This is a genomic window from Streptomyces sp. NPDC086077, from assembly GCF_040686175.1.
Classification (GTDB): domain Bacteria; phylum Actinomycetota; class Actinomycetes; order Streptomycetales; family Streptomycetaceae; genus Streptomyces.
Genome location: NZ_JBFBJT010000056.1, coordinates 27834 through 44895 on the forward strand (window position 1 = coordinate 27834; position 17062 = coordinate 44895).

Annotated in this window: 15 protein-coding genes and 1 pseudogene; 3 read left to right on the top strand and 13 right to left on the bottom strand. The window is 71.6% G+C overall.

Features of this window, described 5'->3' with window-relative positions; translation table 11 throughout:
- Positions 1 to 37 precede the first annotated feature (37 nt).
- From AB0O67_RS18165 to AB0O67_RS18180, 4 genes are all read right to left on the bottom strand, one after another.
- Positions 38 to 1612 carry an NAD(P)/FAD-dependent oxidoreductase gene (locus tag AB0O67_RS18165; RefSeq protein WP_365451150.1) on the bottom strand — a complete coding sequence of 525 codons (1575 nt, stop codon included), beginning with the start codon at positions 1610 to 1612 and terminating at the stop codon, positions 38 to 40.
- A complete protein-coding gene (locus tag AB0O67_RS18170) occupies positions 1609 to 2337 on the bottom strand; it encodes a class I SAM-dependent methyltransferase (RefSeq protein WP_365451152.1) in 729 nt (242 codons plus the stop codon). Before AB0O67_RS18170 ends, AB0O67_RS18165 begins: the two co-directional genes overlap by 4 nt.
- 77 nt (positions 2338 to 2414) lie before the next feature.
- Complete coding sequence (locus AB0O67_RS18175; protein ID WP_365451154.1) at positions 2415 to 3605, bottom strand: lycopene cyclase family protein; 1191 nt, start codon at positions 3603 to 3605, stop codon at positions 2415 to 2417.
- A 109-nt stretch (positions 3606 to 3714) separates the two neighbouring features.
- Complete coding sequence (locus tag AB0O67_RS18180; protein WP_365451156.1) at positions 3715 to 4284, bottom strand: sigma-70 family RNA polymerase sigma factor; 570 nt, start codon at positions 4282 to 4284, stop codon at positions 3715 to 3717.
- Between the two features lie 153 nt (positions 4285 to 4437).
- Between AB0O67_RS18180 and AB0O67_RS18185 the strand changes: the two genes are divergently transcribed.
- The gene (locus AB0O67_RS18185; protein WP_365451158.1) at positions 4438 to 4866 is read left to right on the top strand and encodes an ankyrin repeat domain-containing protein; all 429 of its coding nucleotides are present in this window, start codon (positions 4438 to 4440) and stop codon (positions 4864 to 4866) included.
- 43 nt (positions 4867 to 4909) lie between these two features.
- Positions 4910 to 5014, top strand: a pseudogene (locus AB0O67_RS18190) (ATP-binding protein); the annotation flags it as partial.
- Between the two features lie 23 nt (positions 5015 to 5037).
- Here the strand turns inward: AB0O67_RS18190 and AB0O67_RS18195 are convergent.
- The 8 genes from AB0O67_RS18195 to AB0O67_RS18230 all read right to left on the bottom strand — a co-directional run bounded on the left by AB0O67_RS18195 (position 5038) and on the right by AB0O67_RS18230 (position 15342).
- Entirely contained in the window at positions 5038 to 6723 is a 1686-nt protein-coding gene (locus tag AB0O67_RS18195) for a histidinol-phosphate transaminase (protein WP_365451160.1), read from the bottom strand.
- 140 nt (positions 6724 to 6863) lie between these two features.
- Entirely contained in the window at positions 6864 to 8012 is a 1149-nt protein-coding gene (locus AB0O67_RS18200) for an aldose epimerase family protein (RefSeq protein WP_365451162.1), read from the bottom strand.
- Positions 8013 to 8064: 52 nt separating this feature from the next.
- Positions 8065 to 9309, bottom strand: coding sequence for a multiple monosaccharide ABC transporter permease (gene mmsB, locus AB0O67_RS18205; protein WP_365451164.1), 1245 nt, complete (start codon positions 9307 to 9309; stop codon positions 8065 to 8067).
- Entirely contained in the window at positions 9306 to 10856 is a 1551-nt protein-coding gene (gene mmsA, locus AB0O67_RS18210) for a multiple monosaccharide ABC transporter ATP-binding protein (RefSeq protein ID WP_365451166.1), read from the bottom strand. The genes mmsB and mmsA overlap by 4 nt, the downstream gene beginning before the upstream one ends.
- Before the next feature lie 36 nt (positions 10857 to 10892).
- A complete protein-coding gene (chvE, locus tag AB0O67_RS18215; RefSeq protein WP_365451168.1) occupies positions 10893 to 12002 on the bottom strand; it encodes a multiple monosaccharide ABC transporter substrate-binding protein in 1110 nt (369 codons plus the stop codon).
- A 96-nt stretch (positions 12003 to 12098) separates the two neighbouring features.
- Positions 12099 to 13067, bottom strand: coding sequence for a hypothetical protein (locus AB0O67_RS18220; protein ID WP_365451170.1), 969 nt, complete (start codon positions 13065 to 13067; stop codon positions 12099 to 12101).
- 110 nt (positions 13068 to 13177) lie between these two features.
- A complete protein-coding gene (locus AB0O67_RS18225; protein WP_365451172.1) occupies positions 13178 to 14182 on the bottom strand; it encodes an alcohol dehydrogenase catalytic domain-containing protein in 1005 nt (334 codons plus the stop codon).
- Entirely contained in the window at positions 14179 to 15342 is a 1164-nt protein-coding gene (locus AB0O67_RS18230; RefSeq protein ID WP_365451174.1) for a mandelate racemase/muconate lactonizing enzyme family protein, read from the bottom strand. Before AB0O67_RS18230 ends, AB0O67_RS18225 begins: the two co-directional genes overlap by 4 nt.
- A gap of 257 nt (positions 15343 to 15599) precedes the next feature.
- Between AB0O67_RS18230 and AB0O67_RS18235 the strand changes: the two genes are divergently transcribed.
- Positions 15600 to 16388 (top strand): hypothetical protein, encoded by a 789-nt coding sequence (locus tag AB0O67_RS18235; protein ID WP_365451176.1) that lies wholly within the window; start codon positions 15600 to 15602, stop codon positions 16386 to 16388.
- On the opposite strand, the gene AB0O67_RS18240 is transcribed toward AB0O67_RS18235, so the two are convergent.
- Positions 16385 to 17062: glycosyltransferase (locus AB0O67_RS18240; RefSeq protein WP_365451178.1), on the bottom strand; the 678-nt coding region annotated here is incomplete at its 5' end. The two genes, AB0O67_RS18235 and AB0O67_RS18240, sit on opposite strands and share 4 nt — an antisense overlap.

The following is a 17062-nucleotide window of genomic DNA, read 5'->3' on the forward strand; positions in this document are numbered from 1 at the left end:
GGAGTGGTCGTCCGTCCGGGGTGGCCCTCCCCTTGCGTCAGTGGTCGGCGAGGAGGGTCGTCAGGCCGCGCAGCGCCGTCGAGCGGCCGCGGTTCGGGACCGTCCGCAAGGGTTCGGCCCGTACCCCCCACCTGCGCAACAGCACGTTGGCGGCCAGGAATCCGCTGGTCGCGGCGCGTTCCATGAGGGCGACCGGAAGGCCGGTGGCGACCATGTCACCGGCCACGACGACCGCCGGGTCCGCGGTCCGCACCCGGGGGCGGCGGTCGTAGCCGCCGACCGCGAACAGCGGGCAGTCCTCGCGCCATTCGTCGCGGGAGTCGATCACCCCCGCGTCGCGGGTCTCCGGATACACCCGGTGCAACTGGCTCACCAGCCGTTCCCGCACCTCCTTGCGGTCGGCGCCCCGCGGGACGGCGTAGGCGTGGAGCTCCACCACGGATCCCCCGGTGCGCAGCGCCCAGCGGTGGGCCTCGCCCTCCCAGCGGTCCAGGACGCTGATGTTGTCCAGCTCCGCGTAGCCGCTGGTGCCCAGGAACGCCGGGCGGTCCGGGTGCACCGGCCGGTCCAGCCAGAGCCGGGACACCAGGAACGGCGGGGCGGTGCGCAGCCCCGCGACGCCGGTGCGCCAGGCCCGGTCGACCAGGTCGGGCGAGGCGGCCGCGACCTGCCGCAGGCCGGCCACGTCCATCGCCAGCACCACGGCGTCGTAGGACCGCGTCCGGCCGGCGACGGTGACGCGCACCGTGCCGTCCGCGCCCGGGGACACCGCCTCCACCGGGCTGGACAGCAGGATCGTCGCCCCGCGTTCCTGGAGGTGGTCCCCGAGCGGCTCCCACAGCGCCTGCGGGAACGGTTCGCGCGGCACGTCGAACAACAGGCCCTCGCTGGAGCCCAGGAAGTAGATGTGGAACATCAGCGCCAGTTCCGCCGCCGACAGTTGCCTCGGGTCCGCGAAGAAGCTGCGCGAGAACACCTCGAACGCGAGATGCCGGGCGGCCGCCGGGAAGCGGATGCGCGCCAGGAAGTCGTGCGCGCTGACGCCGTCCAGCTGCTCGTAGATCCGCGGTACGCGGACGTCCAGCAGCGGCAGCGCGGAGCGCGCGTTCATGGTCATCAGGTCCCGCCAGCCGAACGTGGGGCTCAGTGCGACGAATCCGAGGGCGTTCAGCGGGGGAGTGCGCGGCACACGGGCGAAGCTGTCGAGCAGCCCGGCGCTGTGGCGCAGCGGGTAGTCGGGCAGGGGGATCAGACCGTGCAGGCCCGGGTCGGTCCGCCGTAGCAGCGCACGCAGGTTGTAGTACTGCCGGAAGAACGCGTGGAAGCCGCGGGTCATGGTCCCCGTCGACCCGTCGGCCAGCCGCACCTGCCACCCCGAGAGCCGCCCGCCGAGGTCGGACTCGCGCTCCAGCAGCGTCACCCGTACCCCGCGCTCCGCAAGGACGGTGGCCGCCGCGAGCCCCGCGATGCCGCCGCCGACCACGGCGACCGACGGCCCGAGGCCTTCCAGACGCGGAACGCCCCTGCGGTCCGTCAGCACGCGTGCCCTGCGGTCCCGTCCGTGGCCGCCACCCGCGTAGGAGCTCTCGCCCACGAAGTCCGTCCTCCTCATGCCTGTCCCTCTCGTGCGGTGGGAACCCGCGCCACGAACGTGTGGGTGATCCCGGTCTGCCAGCCGGTCAGCGGCAGCGTGCGGACAGCGGCGAACCCCGTCCGCTCCAGGCGCGCCGCGAAGGCGCTCGCCGTGTCGAAGTCGACGACGCTGCGCCACAGATGCGCGTACAGCGCGTCGTCCCCGGTGCGCCGCGCCACCGGGAGGACCAGGCCCTTGCACACGGCCGTCCACACCGCGCGGTGCGCCGCCCGCCCGGTGAGGCTGTACTCGTGCACCGCGAGCCGCCCGCCCGGCAGGAGCACGTCCCGCACGCCCGCGAGGACGCGGTCCGGGTCGGCGACGTTGCGGAACAGGTACGCGGCGAACACCGCGTCGAACGGGCCGGTGACCCCGGCCGCGGCCAGCCCCTCGGCGGGGGCGTGCACGAAGTCGACCCGGGCCGGCCAGCGTTTGCTCCGCGCCCTGGCGAGCATGCCCTGCGACGCGTCCACCGCGGTGATCCGGGCGCGCGGCGCGGTGGCCAGCAGGGCGGCCGTGGAGGCGCCGGTGCCGCAGCCGAGGTCGAGCAGGTGCAGGCCGCTGCCGCTGTCGGGCAGGGCCAGCCGGCGGGCGGAGCGGCGCAGCTGGCCGTGGTACCCGGGGTTGGCGGCGACCATCCAGTCGTAGCACGGCGCGGCGTGATCGAACGCGGCCGAGAGTTCGGCATCGCGCAGGAGTGACATGGGGATGCTCCTCGGTACGGCGGTGGAGAGCCGGGGAAGGGGGGCGTGATCCCGGCCGGCTGCCGGGGCGAGACGGGTCATGACCCGGCCGGGCGCCGGGGCAGGAAGGGCAGTTCCAGGGCGGTGCGCAGCATCGGCCGCGCCGGGGTGCGCAGCCCGACCGCGAGGTCCTCCAGCACGTTGGTCCGGCCGTCGAGGAAGCGCAGCAGCCGCGGCGCCGGCACCTTCCCGAACAGCCCGGTGAACAGCGCGGCCCCGTCCACCCGTCCGGTGTCCAGGGCACGCAGCAGCACGGCGTCCATGGCGCGGGCCCGCGCCGCGTGCGGGGCGGGGGCGAGCGGCGTACGGCCCTCGGCCAGCGCCGCCGCGATCGCCCGCGACTGGCGCTGGGCCGCGGCGAAGGAGTAGCCGGTCGCGGGGCGTGTGGTCCCGCCCGCCACCCCGATCGGGAAGACGGACCTGCCGGTACGGCGCGGGAACCGGGCGTCGGTCATCGCGATGACGCCCTCCTCGACCGCCGTGACCTCGAAGTCGCCGACGTCCAGCACCTCGGTGACGTAGTGGCCGAGCGCCCGGTCGTAGGCGGCGCCGCCGAGGACCGCGGCGGAGAACTCCGTGTACTCGACCAGGGCCTCGCGCGGGCCGAGCGGCAGGACGTAGCCGAAGGCGAGCCCGTGCCGTGGTTGCGGGGTGCGGAAGTCCATCAGGTCGGCGACGCCCGGGTCGAAGACGGGGCGGGCGGTGCGCACGAACCAGCCGCGGAAGTGCTGCAGCAGCGTCGCCCGGGCCGGTCCCGGCCGCCCCGGCGGCCGGGAGTCGAACACCCAGCGGGCCCGCAGCCGCACGGGAGCACCCCGCGCGTCATGACCGCGCACCTCGGCACCACCGGGGACGTCTTGCACGCTCTCGACGACGGCTTCCAGCCGGAGACATCCGGACCGGGCCAGCTCCCCGTCCGCCCACCGCTCGAAGTCCGGGGACCTGATCATCTTGTAGCGCAGCGGGGCGGGATCGCGCACCACGGCCGCGCCGTCCGGGCCGGTGACGCGCAGGCGGCCCCAGTCGGCGCGGACGGCGCCGTCGTACTCGCCGCCGGCCGCCTCCCAGTAGCACCAGGTCCGGGGTCCGGGGCGTAACGCGCCGGGCGGGGCCTCGACCAGAGCGACCGTCAGGGGACGGCGGGCCCGCATCCGGGGCGCGGTCAGCCGCCGCGCCAGCGACAGCCCCGCGGCGCCGCCACCGATGACGACTACGTCTGCGTCCCGCACCAAGGCTCCCTCGCGGCCGTGCCGGTCCCGGGGCGCTGTCCCGGGCGCGTACTCATGATGCTGTCGCTTCCGCGCCGGACCCGCTCCTGGATGCACCGCCGGACGGAGTTCACGCGTTCGCCGTGCCCGCGTCCTCGCGCAGGCAGCGGGCGAGGCGGTGCAGCCCGCGGCGGGCGTGGCTCTTGACCGTGCCCAGGGGCCAGCCGGTGACGTCGGCGATCTGTGCCTGGGAGAGGTCGTCGTAGAAGGCGAGGCGCAGCACCTGGCGCTGCGGCGAGGACAGCTTGGCCAGCTCGGTCGCCACCAGCACCCGGTCGATGGCCGCCTCCGGCTCCGCCGCCGCCCGCGCGGCCCGGCCGGCCAGCAGCGACCCGGCGACCTCGGCGAGCTCGGTACGCCGGTAACGGGCCGCGAGCGCGTCCGCGACCTTGCGCCGGGTGATGCCCACCAGCCAGGCGGACAGCGCGCCCCGCTCCGGGGCGAAGCCCGCCCGGCCGCGCCACGCCGCCAGGAACACCGCCTGGGTGACGTCCTCCGCCTCGCCCCGGTCCGCGAGCGAACGGCTGGCCAGCGCGTGGACCAGCGGCCCGAACCGCCGGTACATCGCGGCCAGGCAGTCCTCGTCACCTTCGGCGAACCGCGCCGCCAGGTCCTCGTCGACGATCCGCTGTGCGTACATACTGCGTGGCCCCCTCAGCCGAGCGGTACTCCTCCGTCGTCTAGGCAGTCACGGTGCGACCCGCTACCGGGGGGCTTCAACTCGCACCGACCGTGCATCGCTTTTCGGGTGCCTCGCAGAAGGAGGGCGCCACCGCGGCTACCCTCGTCCGCGATGAACAGACGGCGACAGAAGAAGCTGACGGCACGCCTCGTGACGGCCGCGATGTGCGGCGAGCACACCGACGTCGAGGCCCTGCTGCACGCGGGGGCCGACCCGAACACCGCGGACCTCGAGGGCATGACCCCGCTCTACGCGGCCTCGGTCCACGGCGCCACCGACGTCGTGCGCACCCTGCTGGAGGCCGGCGCCGCTCCCGACACGGAGAGCGCGGGCGTCGGCGCGGAGGGCACACCGCTGTGCGCGGCGGCGTGCTGGGGCCACACCGGGACGGTCCGCGAACTCCTCGCCCACGGTGCGGACGCCGGCCTCCGTGAGGACGGCGGCACGGGCCTCACGCCGTTGGAGTGGGCGCTGCGCGGCCCGCACCCGGAGACGGCGGAGGCACTCCGCGGCGCCGCGGGTGCGAGGGTCACTTCGTGAGGTGACCGGGGAAGTCGTCCCACACGGCGGGGGAGACGGTCCGGCACTGGCCGATCGGTGGGACGTGCTGGACCGAGGTCCGGCGCCGGGGAAGACCGTGCGGGCGGAGATGGACGTACCGGATTGGCTCCGTCCGTTCCGGGCCTGACGGTCACGGGACGCGTGTGCCCGTCACCCCACCTGCCCCATCCCCGCCGCGTTCGGCCAGTTCGTCGTGCCCGGCCAGCCCGTGGCCGCGGCGGGGGAGAGGCCGCCCGGCGGGACCGGGCCCGTGGTGCCCCGGACCTGGGCCGCGGTGAGGCCGCCGCGTGCGGGGACGCCGGGCGGCGTGGGAGCGGGCAGGGGCGGTGGGACCGCCTGAGCCACCGCCGGCTGCGGCATGGCGGGTTGAGGCATCGCGGGCTGGGCTGCGGGGGGCTGCTGCATCGGCGGTTGCGGCATCTGCTGCGGGAGCTGTGGTGGGGGGATCTGCCCGGGCAGCTGCGGCTGCGGGATCTGTTGCGGGAGTTGCGGCTGCGGGATCTGCTGGGGCGGCTGCGGCTGCGGCAGCTGCGGCTGGGGGTACGCCTGCGCCGCCGCCGGCATCGGCATACCGCCGCCGGCGCCTGGTGCTCCTGCCGCGACGGCCTGCGCGGCGAGGCCCGGCATGCCGGCCCCGTTGGTGGCGCTGACCAGCCGGTCCACCGCCGCCGTGCCCGAGCTGTAGCTGGTCCCGGTGCTCGGCTCGGGCACGGCGGCTCCCCTCCTGGTCCCGTAGAGCACCTGTTCCAGGCCGGACACCAGGCGACGCACATCCACCTGGGGGCGTACCACGAGACGCAGGAAGCGGCTGGAGGATCCGATCTTGTTGCCGCACTCACGGACCAGGATCCGGTGCTCGGTGAGCAGCCGGTCCCGGACCACGGTGCCCTCGGCGCCGACCGGGAGACGCACGAAGAGGAAGTTGCCCTGGGAGGGGTAGACCGTGAGGCCGGGCAGAGAGGAGAGCTGGCTGGCCATCTCCAGACGGTCCCGGCGGACCTGCTGAAGGCTCTGCGCGTACTCCTGGCCGTGCTCCTTCAGCATGAACACCACGTGCTCGGCGAAGGAGTTGAGGTTCCACTTGGGCAGCATGGAGCGGATCCGGCCCGCCAGGGCCGGGTTGGCGACCAGGTAGCCGAAGCGGATGCCGTGCAGGCCGAAGTTCTTGCCGAGGCTGCGCAGCACGACGACGTTGGGGCGGATCATCGCCTCCCGAACGACGCTCGGCTCGGCCTCCGCGTCGGCGAACTCCAGGAACGACTCGTCGACGACGACCAGATCCCGGTCCGCCATCGCGTCCATGAACTGCACGATCGCGTGCTTGTGCACGAAACCGCCGTCGGGGTTGTTGGGGTTGCAGATCACGGCGGCCCGGGTGCCCCGGGCCCGGATGAACTCGGCGTACTGCGCGAGGTCGAGGGCGAAGCCGCTGGACTCCTGGAGGGGGAACATGTCGACCCGCTTGCCGGTCTCCATGGGCTGGTCGGTCCAGCGGCCGAAGGTGGGGACGGGGACGGCGAGGGACTCCCGGACGAGCAGATGGTCGATCCAGGTGATCAGCTCGGTCGAGCCGTTGCCCATCGCCACGCACTGCGGCGGAAGCTGGAGCAGGCTGCACAGTTCGGCGGTGATGGTGTCGGCGCCGCTCGGGTAGTACGTGACGATCTCGCGCAGCTTGCCCGCCATCTCGTCGAACATCGCCGGGGTGGGGAAGTAGGGGTTGCAGGGGATGCAGAAGTCCACCGGACCCGACCCGTCGCTCTCCCGCGTCAACGCCGCCATCGACGGGCTGTGCGCAGCAGTACTGCGGAACAGCGAGGTGACGTTGTCAGGCAAGGAGACCTCCGGTTGGGGCGGACCCGGCGGGGAGGACCGGGTCCGTCGTATGGGTGGCCCGTGCGGGGGAGCACGGGCCACCCATACATACGGAAGCTGCGGTGGCTGCGTTCAATTCATGTGACGGAAGTGTGGAGTAGTCACGCGCTGAACGAGTGCACCGTCGTCGTGCGGTACGTCTGCCCCGGCCGCAGCACCGTCGACGGGAACGACGGCTTGTTCGGCGAGTCCGGGAAGTGCTGCGTCTCCAGGCAGAGCCCGTCGCCCTGCCGGTAGACGGTGCCGCCGGAGCCGACGAGGGTGCCGTCGAGGAAGTTGCCGGAGTAGAACTGCAGGCCCGGCTCGGTGGTCGCGATCCGCAGGGTGCGGCCGGACGAGGGGTCCCGCAGCGTGGCGATGTGCTCCGGCCGCGCCGTGAGGCCCTTGTCGAGGACCCAGTTGTGGTCGAGGCCCTGGCCGTACAGCAGTTGCGGGTGCGCGACGCGGATGTCCTCGCCGACGGTCTTGGCGCGGCGGAAGTCGAACGGCGTGCCCGAGACCCGCGCCAGCTCTCCCGTCGGGATCAGCCCCGGGTCGACCGGCGTGTACCGCGAGGCGGCGATGGTCAGCTCGTGGTCGTGGATCGTGCCGCTCGACTCGCCGGCCAGGTTCCAGTAGACGTGGCTGGTGAGGTTGACGACTGTGGCCTTGTCGGTGGTGGCCGCGTAGTCGATGCGCCAGTCGCCGTGCCGGGTGAGGGTGTAGGTGACCTTGGTCCGCAGCGTGCCGGGGTAGCCCATCTCGCCGTCCACGCCGGTGCGGTACAGGTGCAGGCCGACGTCCGAGCCCCTGGTGAACGGCTCCACGTCCCACACGCGCTTGTCGAAGCCCTGGGCGCCGCCGTGCAGGCTGTTCTCGCCGTCGTTGACGGAGAGCTGGTAGGTCCTGCCGTCCAGGGTGAAACGGCCCTTGCCGATGCGGTTGCCGTACCGGCCGATCAGGGCGCCGAAGTAGGGGCTCTTGGCGACGTAGTCCTCGAGGGTGCCGAAGCCCAGGGAGACGTTGGCGTACCGCCCGCGCCGGTCCGGGACCTCGAGGGACTGCACGATCCCGCCGTAGGAGAGGACCTTCAGCCGGGTGCCGCCGTTCTCCACCGCCCAGCTGTACACCTTCGTCCCGTCGGCGAGCTTCCCGAAGAGCGACTTCACCGGCTTCTGGTCTCCCGTCGCGTGCGCGGTGCCGCCGGCGGTGGCGGCGGTGAGACCCACGGCCGCCGCTCCGGCGAGGACTGTCCGTCTGTTCAGTTCCATGTGCGGCTCCTGCAAGGGAAGGGGCCCCGCCTCGCGGCGGGGCCCGGATGGCCTACGAACCGACCTTGCGCTTGTTCCACACGTCGAAGCCGACCGCCGCCAGCAGCACCAGGCCCTTGATGACCTGCTGCCAGTCGGTGCCGATACCGACGAGGTTCATACCGTTGTTCAGCACGCCCAGGACCAGACCGCCGATGATCGCGCCGAGCACCGTGCCGACACCGCCGCTCATCGACGCGCCGCCGATGAACGAGGCCGCGATCGCCTCCAGTTCGAAGTTGAGGCCGGCCTTGGGCGAGGCCGCGTTGAAGCGGGCGGCGAAGACCAGACCCGCCAGGGCCGCGAGCATGCCCATGTTCAGGAAGACCAGGAAGGTGACCTTCTTGTCCTTCACGCCGGACAGCTTGGCGGCCGGGAGGTTGCCGCCGATGGCGTAGATGTGCCGGCCGACGATCGCGTTGCGCATGACGTAGCCGAAGCCGACGACCAGGACGCCGAGGATGAGCAGCACGATCGGCGCGCCCTTGTAGCTGGCCAGCAGCAGCGTCGCGACCAGGACGGCGGCGACCAGGGCGACGAGCTTCAGCAGGAAGAAGTTCCGCGGCAGCACCTCCAGCGAGAACTCCTGCTGGCGCTTGCGGTCGCGTACCTCCTGCAGGACCACGAAGGCGATCAGCGCGAAGCCCAGCAACAGGGTGAGATTGTGGTAGTTGGTCTCCGGTCCGACCTCCGGCAGGAAGCCGTTGGCGACCTTCTGCAGGCCCTCCGGGAACGGGCCGAGGGTCTGGCCCTCCAGGAAGATCTCGGTGAGACCGCGGAAGATCAGCATGCCCGCGAGGGTCACGATGAACGACGGTATGCCGCCGTAGGCGATGAAGAACCCCTGTGCGGCGCCCGCGACGGCGCCCATGGCCAGGCAGAGGATCACCGCCAGCGGCCACGGTATGTCGTTCCTGACCATGAACACGGCGGCCATCGAGCCGATGAACGCCGTCAGCGAGCCGACCGACAGGTCGATGTGGCCCGCGATGATGACGAGCATCATGCCGATCGCGAGGATCAGGATGTAGCTGTTCTGGAGCACCAGGTTGGAGACGTTGCGCGGCAGCAGCAGGTCGCCGTCGGTCCACACGGCGAACAGCACCACGATCAGGCCGAGGGCGATCAGCATGCCGTACTGCCGCATGTTGCGGCGCATCCCGTCCAGCACCATCTGGAGCAGGCCGCCCCCCGCGCCCGCTCCGCCCTTGCCCGCCGGCGCGGGGGCCGGGGTCTTGGCGGTCACATCCGTGCTCATCGCGTTACCTCTTTGTCCTTCGTCATCTGACGCATCAGCGCTTCCTGGGAGGCCTCGGCCCGCGAGAACTCACCGGTCAGCCGGCCCGCGGCCATCGTGTAGATGCGGTCGCACATGCCGAGCAGCTCCGGCAGCTCGGAGGAGATGAAGACGACCGCCTTGCCCTGGGCGGCCAGTTGGTCGATGACCGTGTAGATCTCGTACTTGGCGCCGACGTCGATGCCGCGCGTCGGCTCGTCCAGGATCAGCACCTCCGGACCCGCGAAGATCCACTTGCTGAGGACGACCTTCTGCTGGTTGCCGCCGGACAGCTTGCCCACCGGCTCGAAGACCGTCGGCGCCTTGATGTTCATGGACTTGCGGAAGCCCTCGGCGACCTGCCGTTCCCCGTGCTCGTCGACCAGACCCCGCTTCGCGACCTTCTTCAGCGCCGTCAGCGAGATGTTCCGGTTGATGGTGTCGATGAGGTTCAGGCCGTAGTGCTTGCGGTCCTCGGTGACATAGGCGATGCCGTGCTTCACGGCCTCCGCCACCGTCTTCGTACGGATCTCCCGGCCGTCCTTGAGGACCGAACCGCCCGCGTACCGGCCGTAGGTGCGCCCGAAGACGCTCATCGCCAGTTCGGTGCGGCCGGCGCCCATCAGGCCCGCGATGCCGACGATCTCCCCGCGCCGCACCGACAGCGACACGTCGTCGACCACCTTGCGCTGCTGGTCGATCGGGTGGTGCACGGTCCAGCCCCGGATCTCCAGCGCGGGCGCGGCACCCTCCTCCGGCTGGTGCGGCGTGCGCTCCGGGAAGCGGTGCTCCAGGTCGCGGCCGACCATCCCGCTGATGATCCGGTCCTCGGTGGTCTCCGCGGCCTTCACGTCGAGCGTCTCGATGGTCCGCCCGTCGCGCAGGATGGTCACCGAGTCGGCGACCTTGCGGATCTCGTTCAGCTTGTGCGAGATGATGATCGAGGTGATGCCCTGGTTCCTCAACTCCAGGATCAGGTCGAGCAGTTTGCCGCTGTCCTCGTCGTTCAGGGCGGCCGTCGGCTCGTCCAGGATGAGCAGCTTCACCTTCTTGGAGAGCGCCTTGGCGATCTCGACGAGCTGCTGCTTGCCCACGCCGATGTCCGCGACCCGGGTCTCCGGGTGGTCGGTCAGCCCGACCCGGCGCAGCAGCTCGGTGGCGTGCCGGAGTGTCTCGGTCCAGTCGATCAGCCCGCGCGTGGCGTGCTCGTTGCCGAGGAAGATGTTCTCCGCGATCGACAGGTACGGCACCAGCGCCAGCTCCTGGTGGATGATGACGATGCCGTGCTGCTCGCTCGCCCGGATGTCCTTGAAGCGGCAGACCTCCCCCTCGAAGAGGACCTGCCCCTCGTAGGTTCCGTGCGGGTGGACGCCGGAGAGGACCTTCATCAGGGTCGACTTCCCGGCGCCGTTCTCCCCGCAGATGGCGTGGACCTCGCCCTGCCGGACGGTCAGAGTGACGTCCGAGAGCGCCTTGACGCCGGGAAAGGTCTTGACGATCGAGCGCATTTCCAGGACGGGTCCCGCCATGGTCGTGCCTTCCAATCCCTAGGTGCGGCGGTTTGCTTAGAGGTCGCTTTCCTTGATGTAGCCGGAGTCGACCACAGACTCCTGGTAGTTGGCCTTGTCGACGCTGACCGGTTCCAGCAGGAAGGCGGGCACGACCTTCGCACCGTTGTCGTAGGTCTTGCTGTCGTTGACCTCGGGCTTCTTGTCGTTGAGGAGCGCGTCGACCATGTTCGAGGCCACCTTGGCGAGTTCGCGGGTGTCCTTGTAGACGGTCATCGCCTGCTCGTCCGCGATGATCGACTTCACCGAGGCGACCTCGGCGTCCTGGCCGGTGACGATCGGCAGCGGCTTGCTCTTGGAGCCGTAGTCGTCCGACTTGAGGGCCGAGAGGATGCCGATCGAGATGCCGTCGTACGGCGAGAGCACCGCGTCCACCCGCTCGGACTTGTACGCCGATGTCAGGATGTCGTCCATGCGCTTCTGCGCGGTGCCGCCGTCCCAGCGCAGGGTGGTGACCTGGGTCAGCTTGGTCTGGCCGGAGCGGACCACCAGCTGCTTCTTGTCGATGTAGGGCTGCAGGACGTTCATCGCGCCCTGGAAGAAGTAGCGGGTGTTGTTGTCGTCGTTGGAGCCGGCGAACAGCTCGATGTTGAAGGGGCCCTTCTCCGCGCCGTCCTTCAGGCCGAGCTTGTCGACGATGTAGCCGCCCTGGAGTTCGCCGACCTTCTCGTTGTCGAACGAGGCGTAGTAGTCGACGTTCTCGGTGCCGAGGATCAGGCGGTCGTAGGAGATCACCGGGATGTCGGCGTCCTTGGCCTGCTGCAGGACGTTGTTCATCGACTTGTTGTCGATGGCCGCGACGATCAGGGCCTTCACGCCCTGCGTGATGAGGTTCTCGACCTGCGAGACCTGCTGGTCGGGGTCGTCCTCACCGTAGACGAGCTTGGTCTTGTAGCCCTTGGACTCCAGATCCTTGACGACGTTGTTGCCGTCGGCGATCCAGCGCTCGGAGGACTTGGTCGGCATCGCGATGCCGATGGTGGCGCCCTCGGCGCCGCCCGAGTCCTCCTTGCTGCCGCCGTCGCCGCTCTGGCCACAGGCGGAGAGGGTCAGGGCGAGTGAGGCGGCCGCGGCTATCGCGGTGAGTGCGGCTCTGCGGTTACGCATGATCATCATCCTTGATGTGTGCGGTGAGGGACCGGGACGAGGTGTGTGGGATTGTGCGCGGCTGTGTCTTCTTTTGAGAAGCAAGTTTCCGGAACGTTATGACGGGATCTCGAACCGGCGCAGCTCGCCCGGCAGTCGGGAGCCGAGCGGCGCCATGTCGGCGTCCGCTCCGTGGCGGGCCAGCAGGTCGAGGGCGAGCCGGCCGCGCCGCACCCGTTCCCTGGCGGTGGCCAGGGCCAGCTCCCGCAGGTGGTGCCCGTAGGGGTAGATCCCGGGCGCCTTGGAGAGGCCGAACTTCAGATAGAGCGGTGCGCCGCGCCGGATCAGCTCGGCGACCTCGTACATCCGCACATAGCCGCCGAGGTCGTCGGGGGCCTCGATGTACATGTCCATGGGAGCGCCGGACACCCGGCGGATCTCGGTGAGGTGATCCAGCGTCAGGTCGCTGGGCACGTTGACGGAGTCGGCGCCGAGCCGCTCGTACACCGCGTAGCTCGCCGGGTTCACGGGCCCGATCAGTGCCGACACCTTGAGCGTGGTGTCGGCCGGGAGGATGCCCTGGGCGCGCGCCCGGTGCAGCGTCCACAGCACGCCCTCGTCCGCGACGAGCAGGCACTTCACACCCAGTTCGGTCGCGCGCACGGCGTCCTCGACACAGCCGGCGACGGCGTCGTGGCCGCGCGCCCGCGCCCCGGCGCCCCGGGAGTCGCTGCGGGTCGAGCCGCCGATGTCCCAGGTGCCGCGGGGGCCGGTGAACAGGCAGAGTTCGATGTCGCGTTCGCCGCTCGCCTCGACCATCTCGGTGATCTCGGCGTCGGTCAGCATCCACACCCCGCTGCCCTGGCTGATCCGGTGGATCGGCACGTCCAGGCGCGAGGCCTCCTTGAGGACGACCGTCAGTGCCTCGGGACCCTCGCACGAGGGAATCTCGGTGCGCCAGCGGCCACCGCCCGGGAAGCTGTGCGGTGAGGCGTCGGCGGGGTCGGGGGTGGGCACACCCAGGCCGAGCGCGGTGAGTGCCTGCTCACCGGGCCTGCGGGCGGCCGTGGCGGAAGCGTCGGTCACAAGCTGTCCTTAGTGTTCGGTATATCGGACGAGGTTCGCAGTGACGGGGACACGGAGGCCGGGTACGCCGGTACGTGCGGCCGTCGGGTCGTCCCCGTACCGGCGTACGGTCAGGGGCGGAGCAGTACCTTGCCGACCTTCGGGTCGCCGGCTCCCACCAGTTCGATGGCGTGCGAGAACTCGGTCAGCGGCAGCTCGTGGGTGACCAGCGGCAGCGGATCGAGCAGCCCGGCACCGAACACCCGCACCGCGTGCGCCCACGCCTCCGGCGGTGCCCCGAAGACGGTGTGCACCCCCAGTTGCCGTACCACCAGGTCCGTCGGGTCCAGACCGTCGGCGCCCGGCGCCGGGATCCCCGTCAGCACCAGCCGGCCACCGCGCCGCAGCAGCGCGGCCGCACTCCGGGCGGCGTCGGCCGACCCGGCCGTCTCGATCACCACGTCGAAGTCACCGGGCAGTTCCTGGTCCTTGGTACGGAAGCCGGTGGCGCCGAACTCCCGCGCCAGAGCGGCGCGGTCGCTGCGGGTGCCGACGACCAGCAACTCGGCCGGGGAGGCGGCCCGCAGGAACTGCACGGCGAACATGCCGAGGGTGCCGGTGCCGACGACGGCGACCCTCTCGCCCGGCCTCGCGGCCGCCTTCAGGGCCGCCGCGGCGATGCAGGCGGCGGGTTCGAGGAGGGCGGCGGCGGTCAGGTCGGCGCCGTCCGGGAGGACGTGCAGGAGACGGGCCGGCAGGGTGAGGGTGGGCGCCATGGCGCCGGGCTGGGTGAAGCCGGTCTCCTCGTACCCGTCCGTGCACAGCGTGGTCTCGCCCGCGTGGCAGCGGTCGCACACCTGGCAGTTGCGGAAGCCCTCGCCGACGACCTTGCGCCCGGCCAGTGACGCCGGGACACCGGGGCCGGTCGCGGTGACCGTCCCGGACCACTCGTGGCCGGGGGTGAGCGGGTAGCGGACGTAGCCCTCGGGCCGGTTTCCCTGATAGACCTCGCGGTCGCTGCCGCAGATGCCGACGGCGTGCACCCGGACCTGCGCCTCCCCGGGGCCGGGCGGGCGGGGCGTGTGCGCGACGAGCCGGTGCGCGCCGGGTGCCTCGACGACGACGGCCGTGCTCACTGCGTCGCCTTCGGCTTGCGCTGCTCCCAGCCCTCGGCCCACAGGTCGAAGCGGGCCTGCTGCTGCGGGAACTCGGCGGCCGCGTCGGTGTCCAGCTCGACGCCGAGGCCGGGGGCGTGCGAGAGGTGGAAGCAGCCGTCCTCCGGGTCCACCTGGGGCGCGCCCTTGACGACCTTCTTGATCTCCGCGTCCGCGAAGTCGTTGAAGTGCTCCAGGATCTTGAAGTTGGGGGTGGTGAAGCCGACCTGGAGCGAGGCGGCGGTGAGCACGGAGCCGCCGACGTTGTGCGGCGCGACCAGCGTGTAGTGGGTCTCGGCGGTCGCGGCGAGCTTGCGGGTCTCCCAGATGCCGCCGATGTGGCCGACGTCCGGCTGGATGATGTCGGCGGCCTGGCTCTCGAACAGCTCGCGGAACTCGATCCGGTCGTGGATCCGCTCGCCGGTGGCGACCGGCATGTCCACCTTGGCGGCGACCTTCTCCAGGGCCTTGAGGTTCTCCGGCGGGACGGGCTCCTCCAGCCAGGCCGGCTTGAAGGGCGCCAGTTCGCGGGCGAGCCGGACGGCGGTGGCGGGGGAGAAGCGGCCGTGCATCTCCAGCATCAGCTCGGCCTCGGGGCCGATGGCGTCACGGACCGCCTCGATCAGGGAGACGGCGTAGAGCGTCTGTTGGTGGTCCAGCTCGAACTGCCCGGTCCCGAAGGGGTCGATCTTCAGGGCCCGGTAGCCGCGCGCCATGACGTCCTGAGCGGCCTTGTGGTACGCCTCGGGGGTCCGCTCCGTGGTGTACCAGCCGTTGGCGTACGCCTTGACCTTGTCGGTGACCTTGCCGCCCAGCAGCTGCCACACCGGTACGCCGAGGGCCTTGCCCTTGATGTCCCAGCAGGCCATCTCGATCACGGCGATGCCCGACATCACGATCTCGCCGGCCCGCCCGTAGTCGCCGTACTTCATGCGGCGCACCAGGTCTTCCAGGGCGAACGGGTCGGAGCCGAGGACGTGATTGCCCTCGGCCTCCTTCAGATAGCCGAGGAGGGCGTCGGTGCGGCCCAGCATCCGGGTCTCCCCGACTCCGGTGATCCCCTCGTCGGTGTGCACCTGGACATAGGTCAGGTTGCGCCACGGCGTCCCGACCACGTGCGTGCTGATTCCGGTGATGCGCACGGCAGTTGCCCCTCGTGAAGCTCGGCTTTGTTCGATATTTCGTCACACGTTCGAAATGCTGGCGTGACAGTAAGGAGGCGGCGGTGGGGGTGTCAATGGGGTGGGCGGGTAACGGTTTCGATACCTTTGCTGGCCGGTTTCGGGATGATGCGAGCGGGTTGCTCTCCAGCCGACGCGCCGGAAGAAGTTGTTCCGCACAGAACCTTCACAGCAACGACTATGAACGTTACCGATCAAAAACTTAACCTTCCCGCGTCATGGACTACTGCCACCCGTGCCGACGGCACCTGAATGGCGCGCTCGCCTGCCCGGGGTGCGGCACACCAGCCGAACACCTCCGCGCGTACGCGGAGGAAACCGTCGTGCGCACCGTCGTACGGACGGATGTGCGTACGGACGTCGTCACGGTGGTCCGGGTCGCGGAGCCCGGCGAGCCGCACGGCGCCGAGGACAACGATGCCGACGACGCCGATGACCTCGACGACGCCGACGACGACCGCCCCGGGCGGGAGTCCAGGCGCCGTCAGTCGAACGTCAGCCGGCGCGACCGCAAGGCCGCGGCCCACCGCCGCCGACGCCGCCGCACCCTGCTGATCGTGGCGGGGTTCCTGCTGGCCGCCGGTGCCCTCAGCCTCGCCGAACTCGGCCTGGACGCCCCCGGTTCGGCCCCGAACCCGGCCGCGGCCGGGGACGCCTCGGCGGACGGCGGCGCGGAGGTCGAGTCGGACGAGTCGACGGACCCCCTGACCAACGCCTCCGCGGGCGCCACGCCCGGCAAGGGCACGGCCTCCGCGGACGCCTCCACGTCCCCCTCCCCGTCCAAGTCCGCCAAGGACGAGAAGGACGACAAGGAGTCGGCGAGCCCGACGGAGGGACAGGGCTCGTCGCCGTCGGACCCGGATCCGGGCCCGACGGCCTCCGCCCCGGCGCCCCCACCCGCCCCGGACCCGACGCCGACATCGACGCCGGACCCGCCCTCCTCGGAGCCGGCCCCGCAGCCGTCACCTTCCCAGACGTGCGACCGGTTCCTGTGGTGGTGCACCTAGCCCGGTCGTGCCGTGGCAGGCGGCCGGCTCTCCCGGCCCGCCGCTCCGGGCCGGCCGGCCTCCTTCGCCCAGGTCTCCAGTACGTCCGTGAACTCGGCCGCCCGTTCCGCCCAGTCGAGCTCGGCCAGCGCCGCCGTGCGGCCGCGTGCGGCCGTGTCCAGGCGCAGCCGCGCGTCGGTGCGCAGCCGCCGTACCGCCTCCGCCGTCGCCGCCGGGTTCCCGTAGGGGACGACGAGACCGCAGCGGTGCCGCTTCACGAGGGCCGCCGCCAGCGGGTTCGGCGTCGTCACGACGGGGACGCCGTGGGCCATGTACTCGACGACCTTGGTGGGCCGCGAGTGGCGGTAGTTGGGCTGGTCGTGGAGGAGGGACAGGCCCGCCGTCGCGCCGGCGAGCAGGGCGAGCGCACGGTCGTTGGGCAGATAGCCGTGCCAGCTCAGGACGCCCTCGCGGTCGGCCTCGGTCAGCGCGCCGCGCACGTCCACGTCGGCCGCGCCGATCGCCTCGACCCGGACGTCCGGCGCCAGCAGCCGCGCCGTCTCGATGAGGTCGAGCGCGCCGCGCGCCCGGGACAGATGTCCCAGATACACGACCCGGTCCGCGCCGGGCGGCTCGGGCGGCGCGGCGGGCACGGCCGTGAGGTTCGGCACGACGGGATGGGGCCGGCGGAACCG

Bases quoted from the DNA above. Each gene is read 5' to 3' on its own strand.
- mmsB (WP_365451164.1), bottom strand. From the start codon at position 9,309: ATGAGCACGGATGTGACCGCCAAGACCCCGGCCCCCGCGCCGGCGGGC.
- AB0O67_RS18180 (WP_365451156.1), bottom strand. From the start codon at position 4,284: ATGTACGCACAGCGGATCGTCGACGAGGACCTGGCGGCGCGGTTCGCC.
- AB0O67_RS18200 (WP_365451162.1), bottom strand. From the start codon at position 8,012: ATGGAACTGAACAGACGGACAGTCCTCGCCGGAGCGGCGGCCGTGGGT.
- mmsA (WP_365451166.1), bottom strand. From the start codon at position 10,856: ATGGCGGGACCCGTCCTGGAAATGCGCTCGATCGTCAAGACCTTTCCC.
- AB0O67_RS18235 (WP_365451176.1), top strand. From the start codon at position 15,600: ATGGACTACTGCCACCCGTGCCGACGGCACCTGAATGGCGCGCTCGCC.
- chvE (WP_365451168.1), bottom strand. From the start codon at position 12,002: ATGCGTAACCGCAGAGCCGCACTCACCGCGATAGCCGCGGCCGCCTCA.
- AB0O67_RS18170 (WP_365451152.1), bottom strand. From the start codon at position 2,337: ATGTCACTCCTGCGCGATGCCGAACTCTCGGCCGCGTTCGATCACGCC.
- AB0O67_RS18165 (WP_365451150.1), bottom strand. From the start codon at position 1,612: ATGAGGAGGACGGACTTCGTGGGCGAGAGCTCCTACGCGGGTGGCGGC.
- AB0O67_RS18185 (WP_365451158.1), top strand. From the start codon at position 4,438: ATGAACAGACGGCGACAGAAGAAGCTGACGGCACGCCTCGTGACGGCC.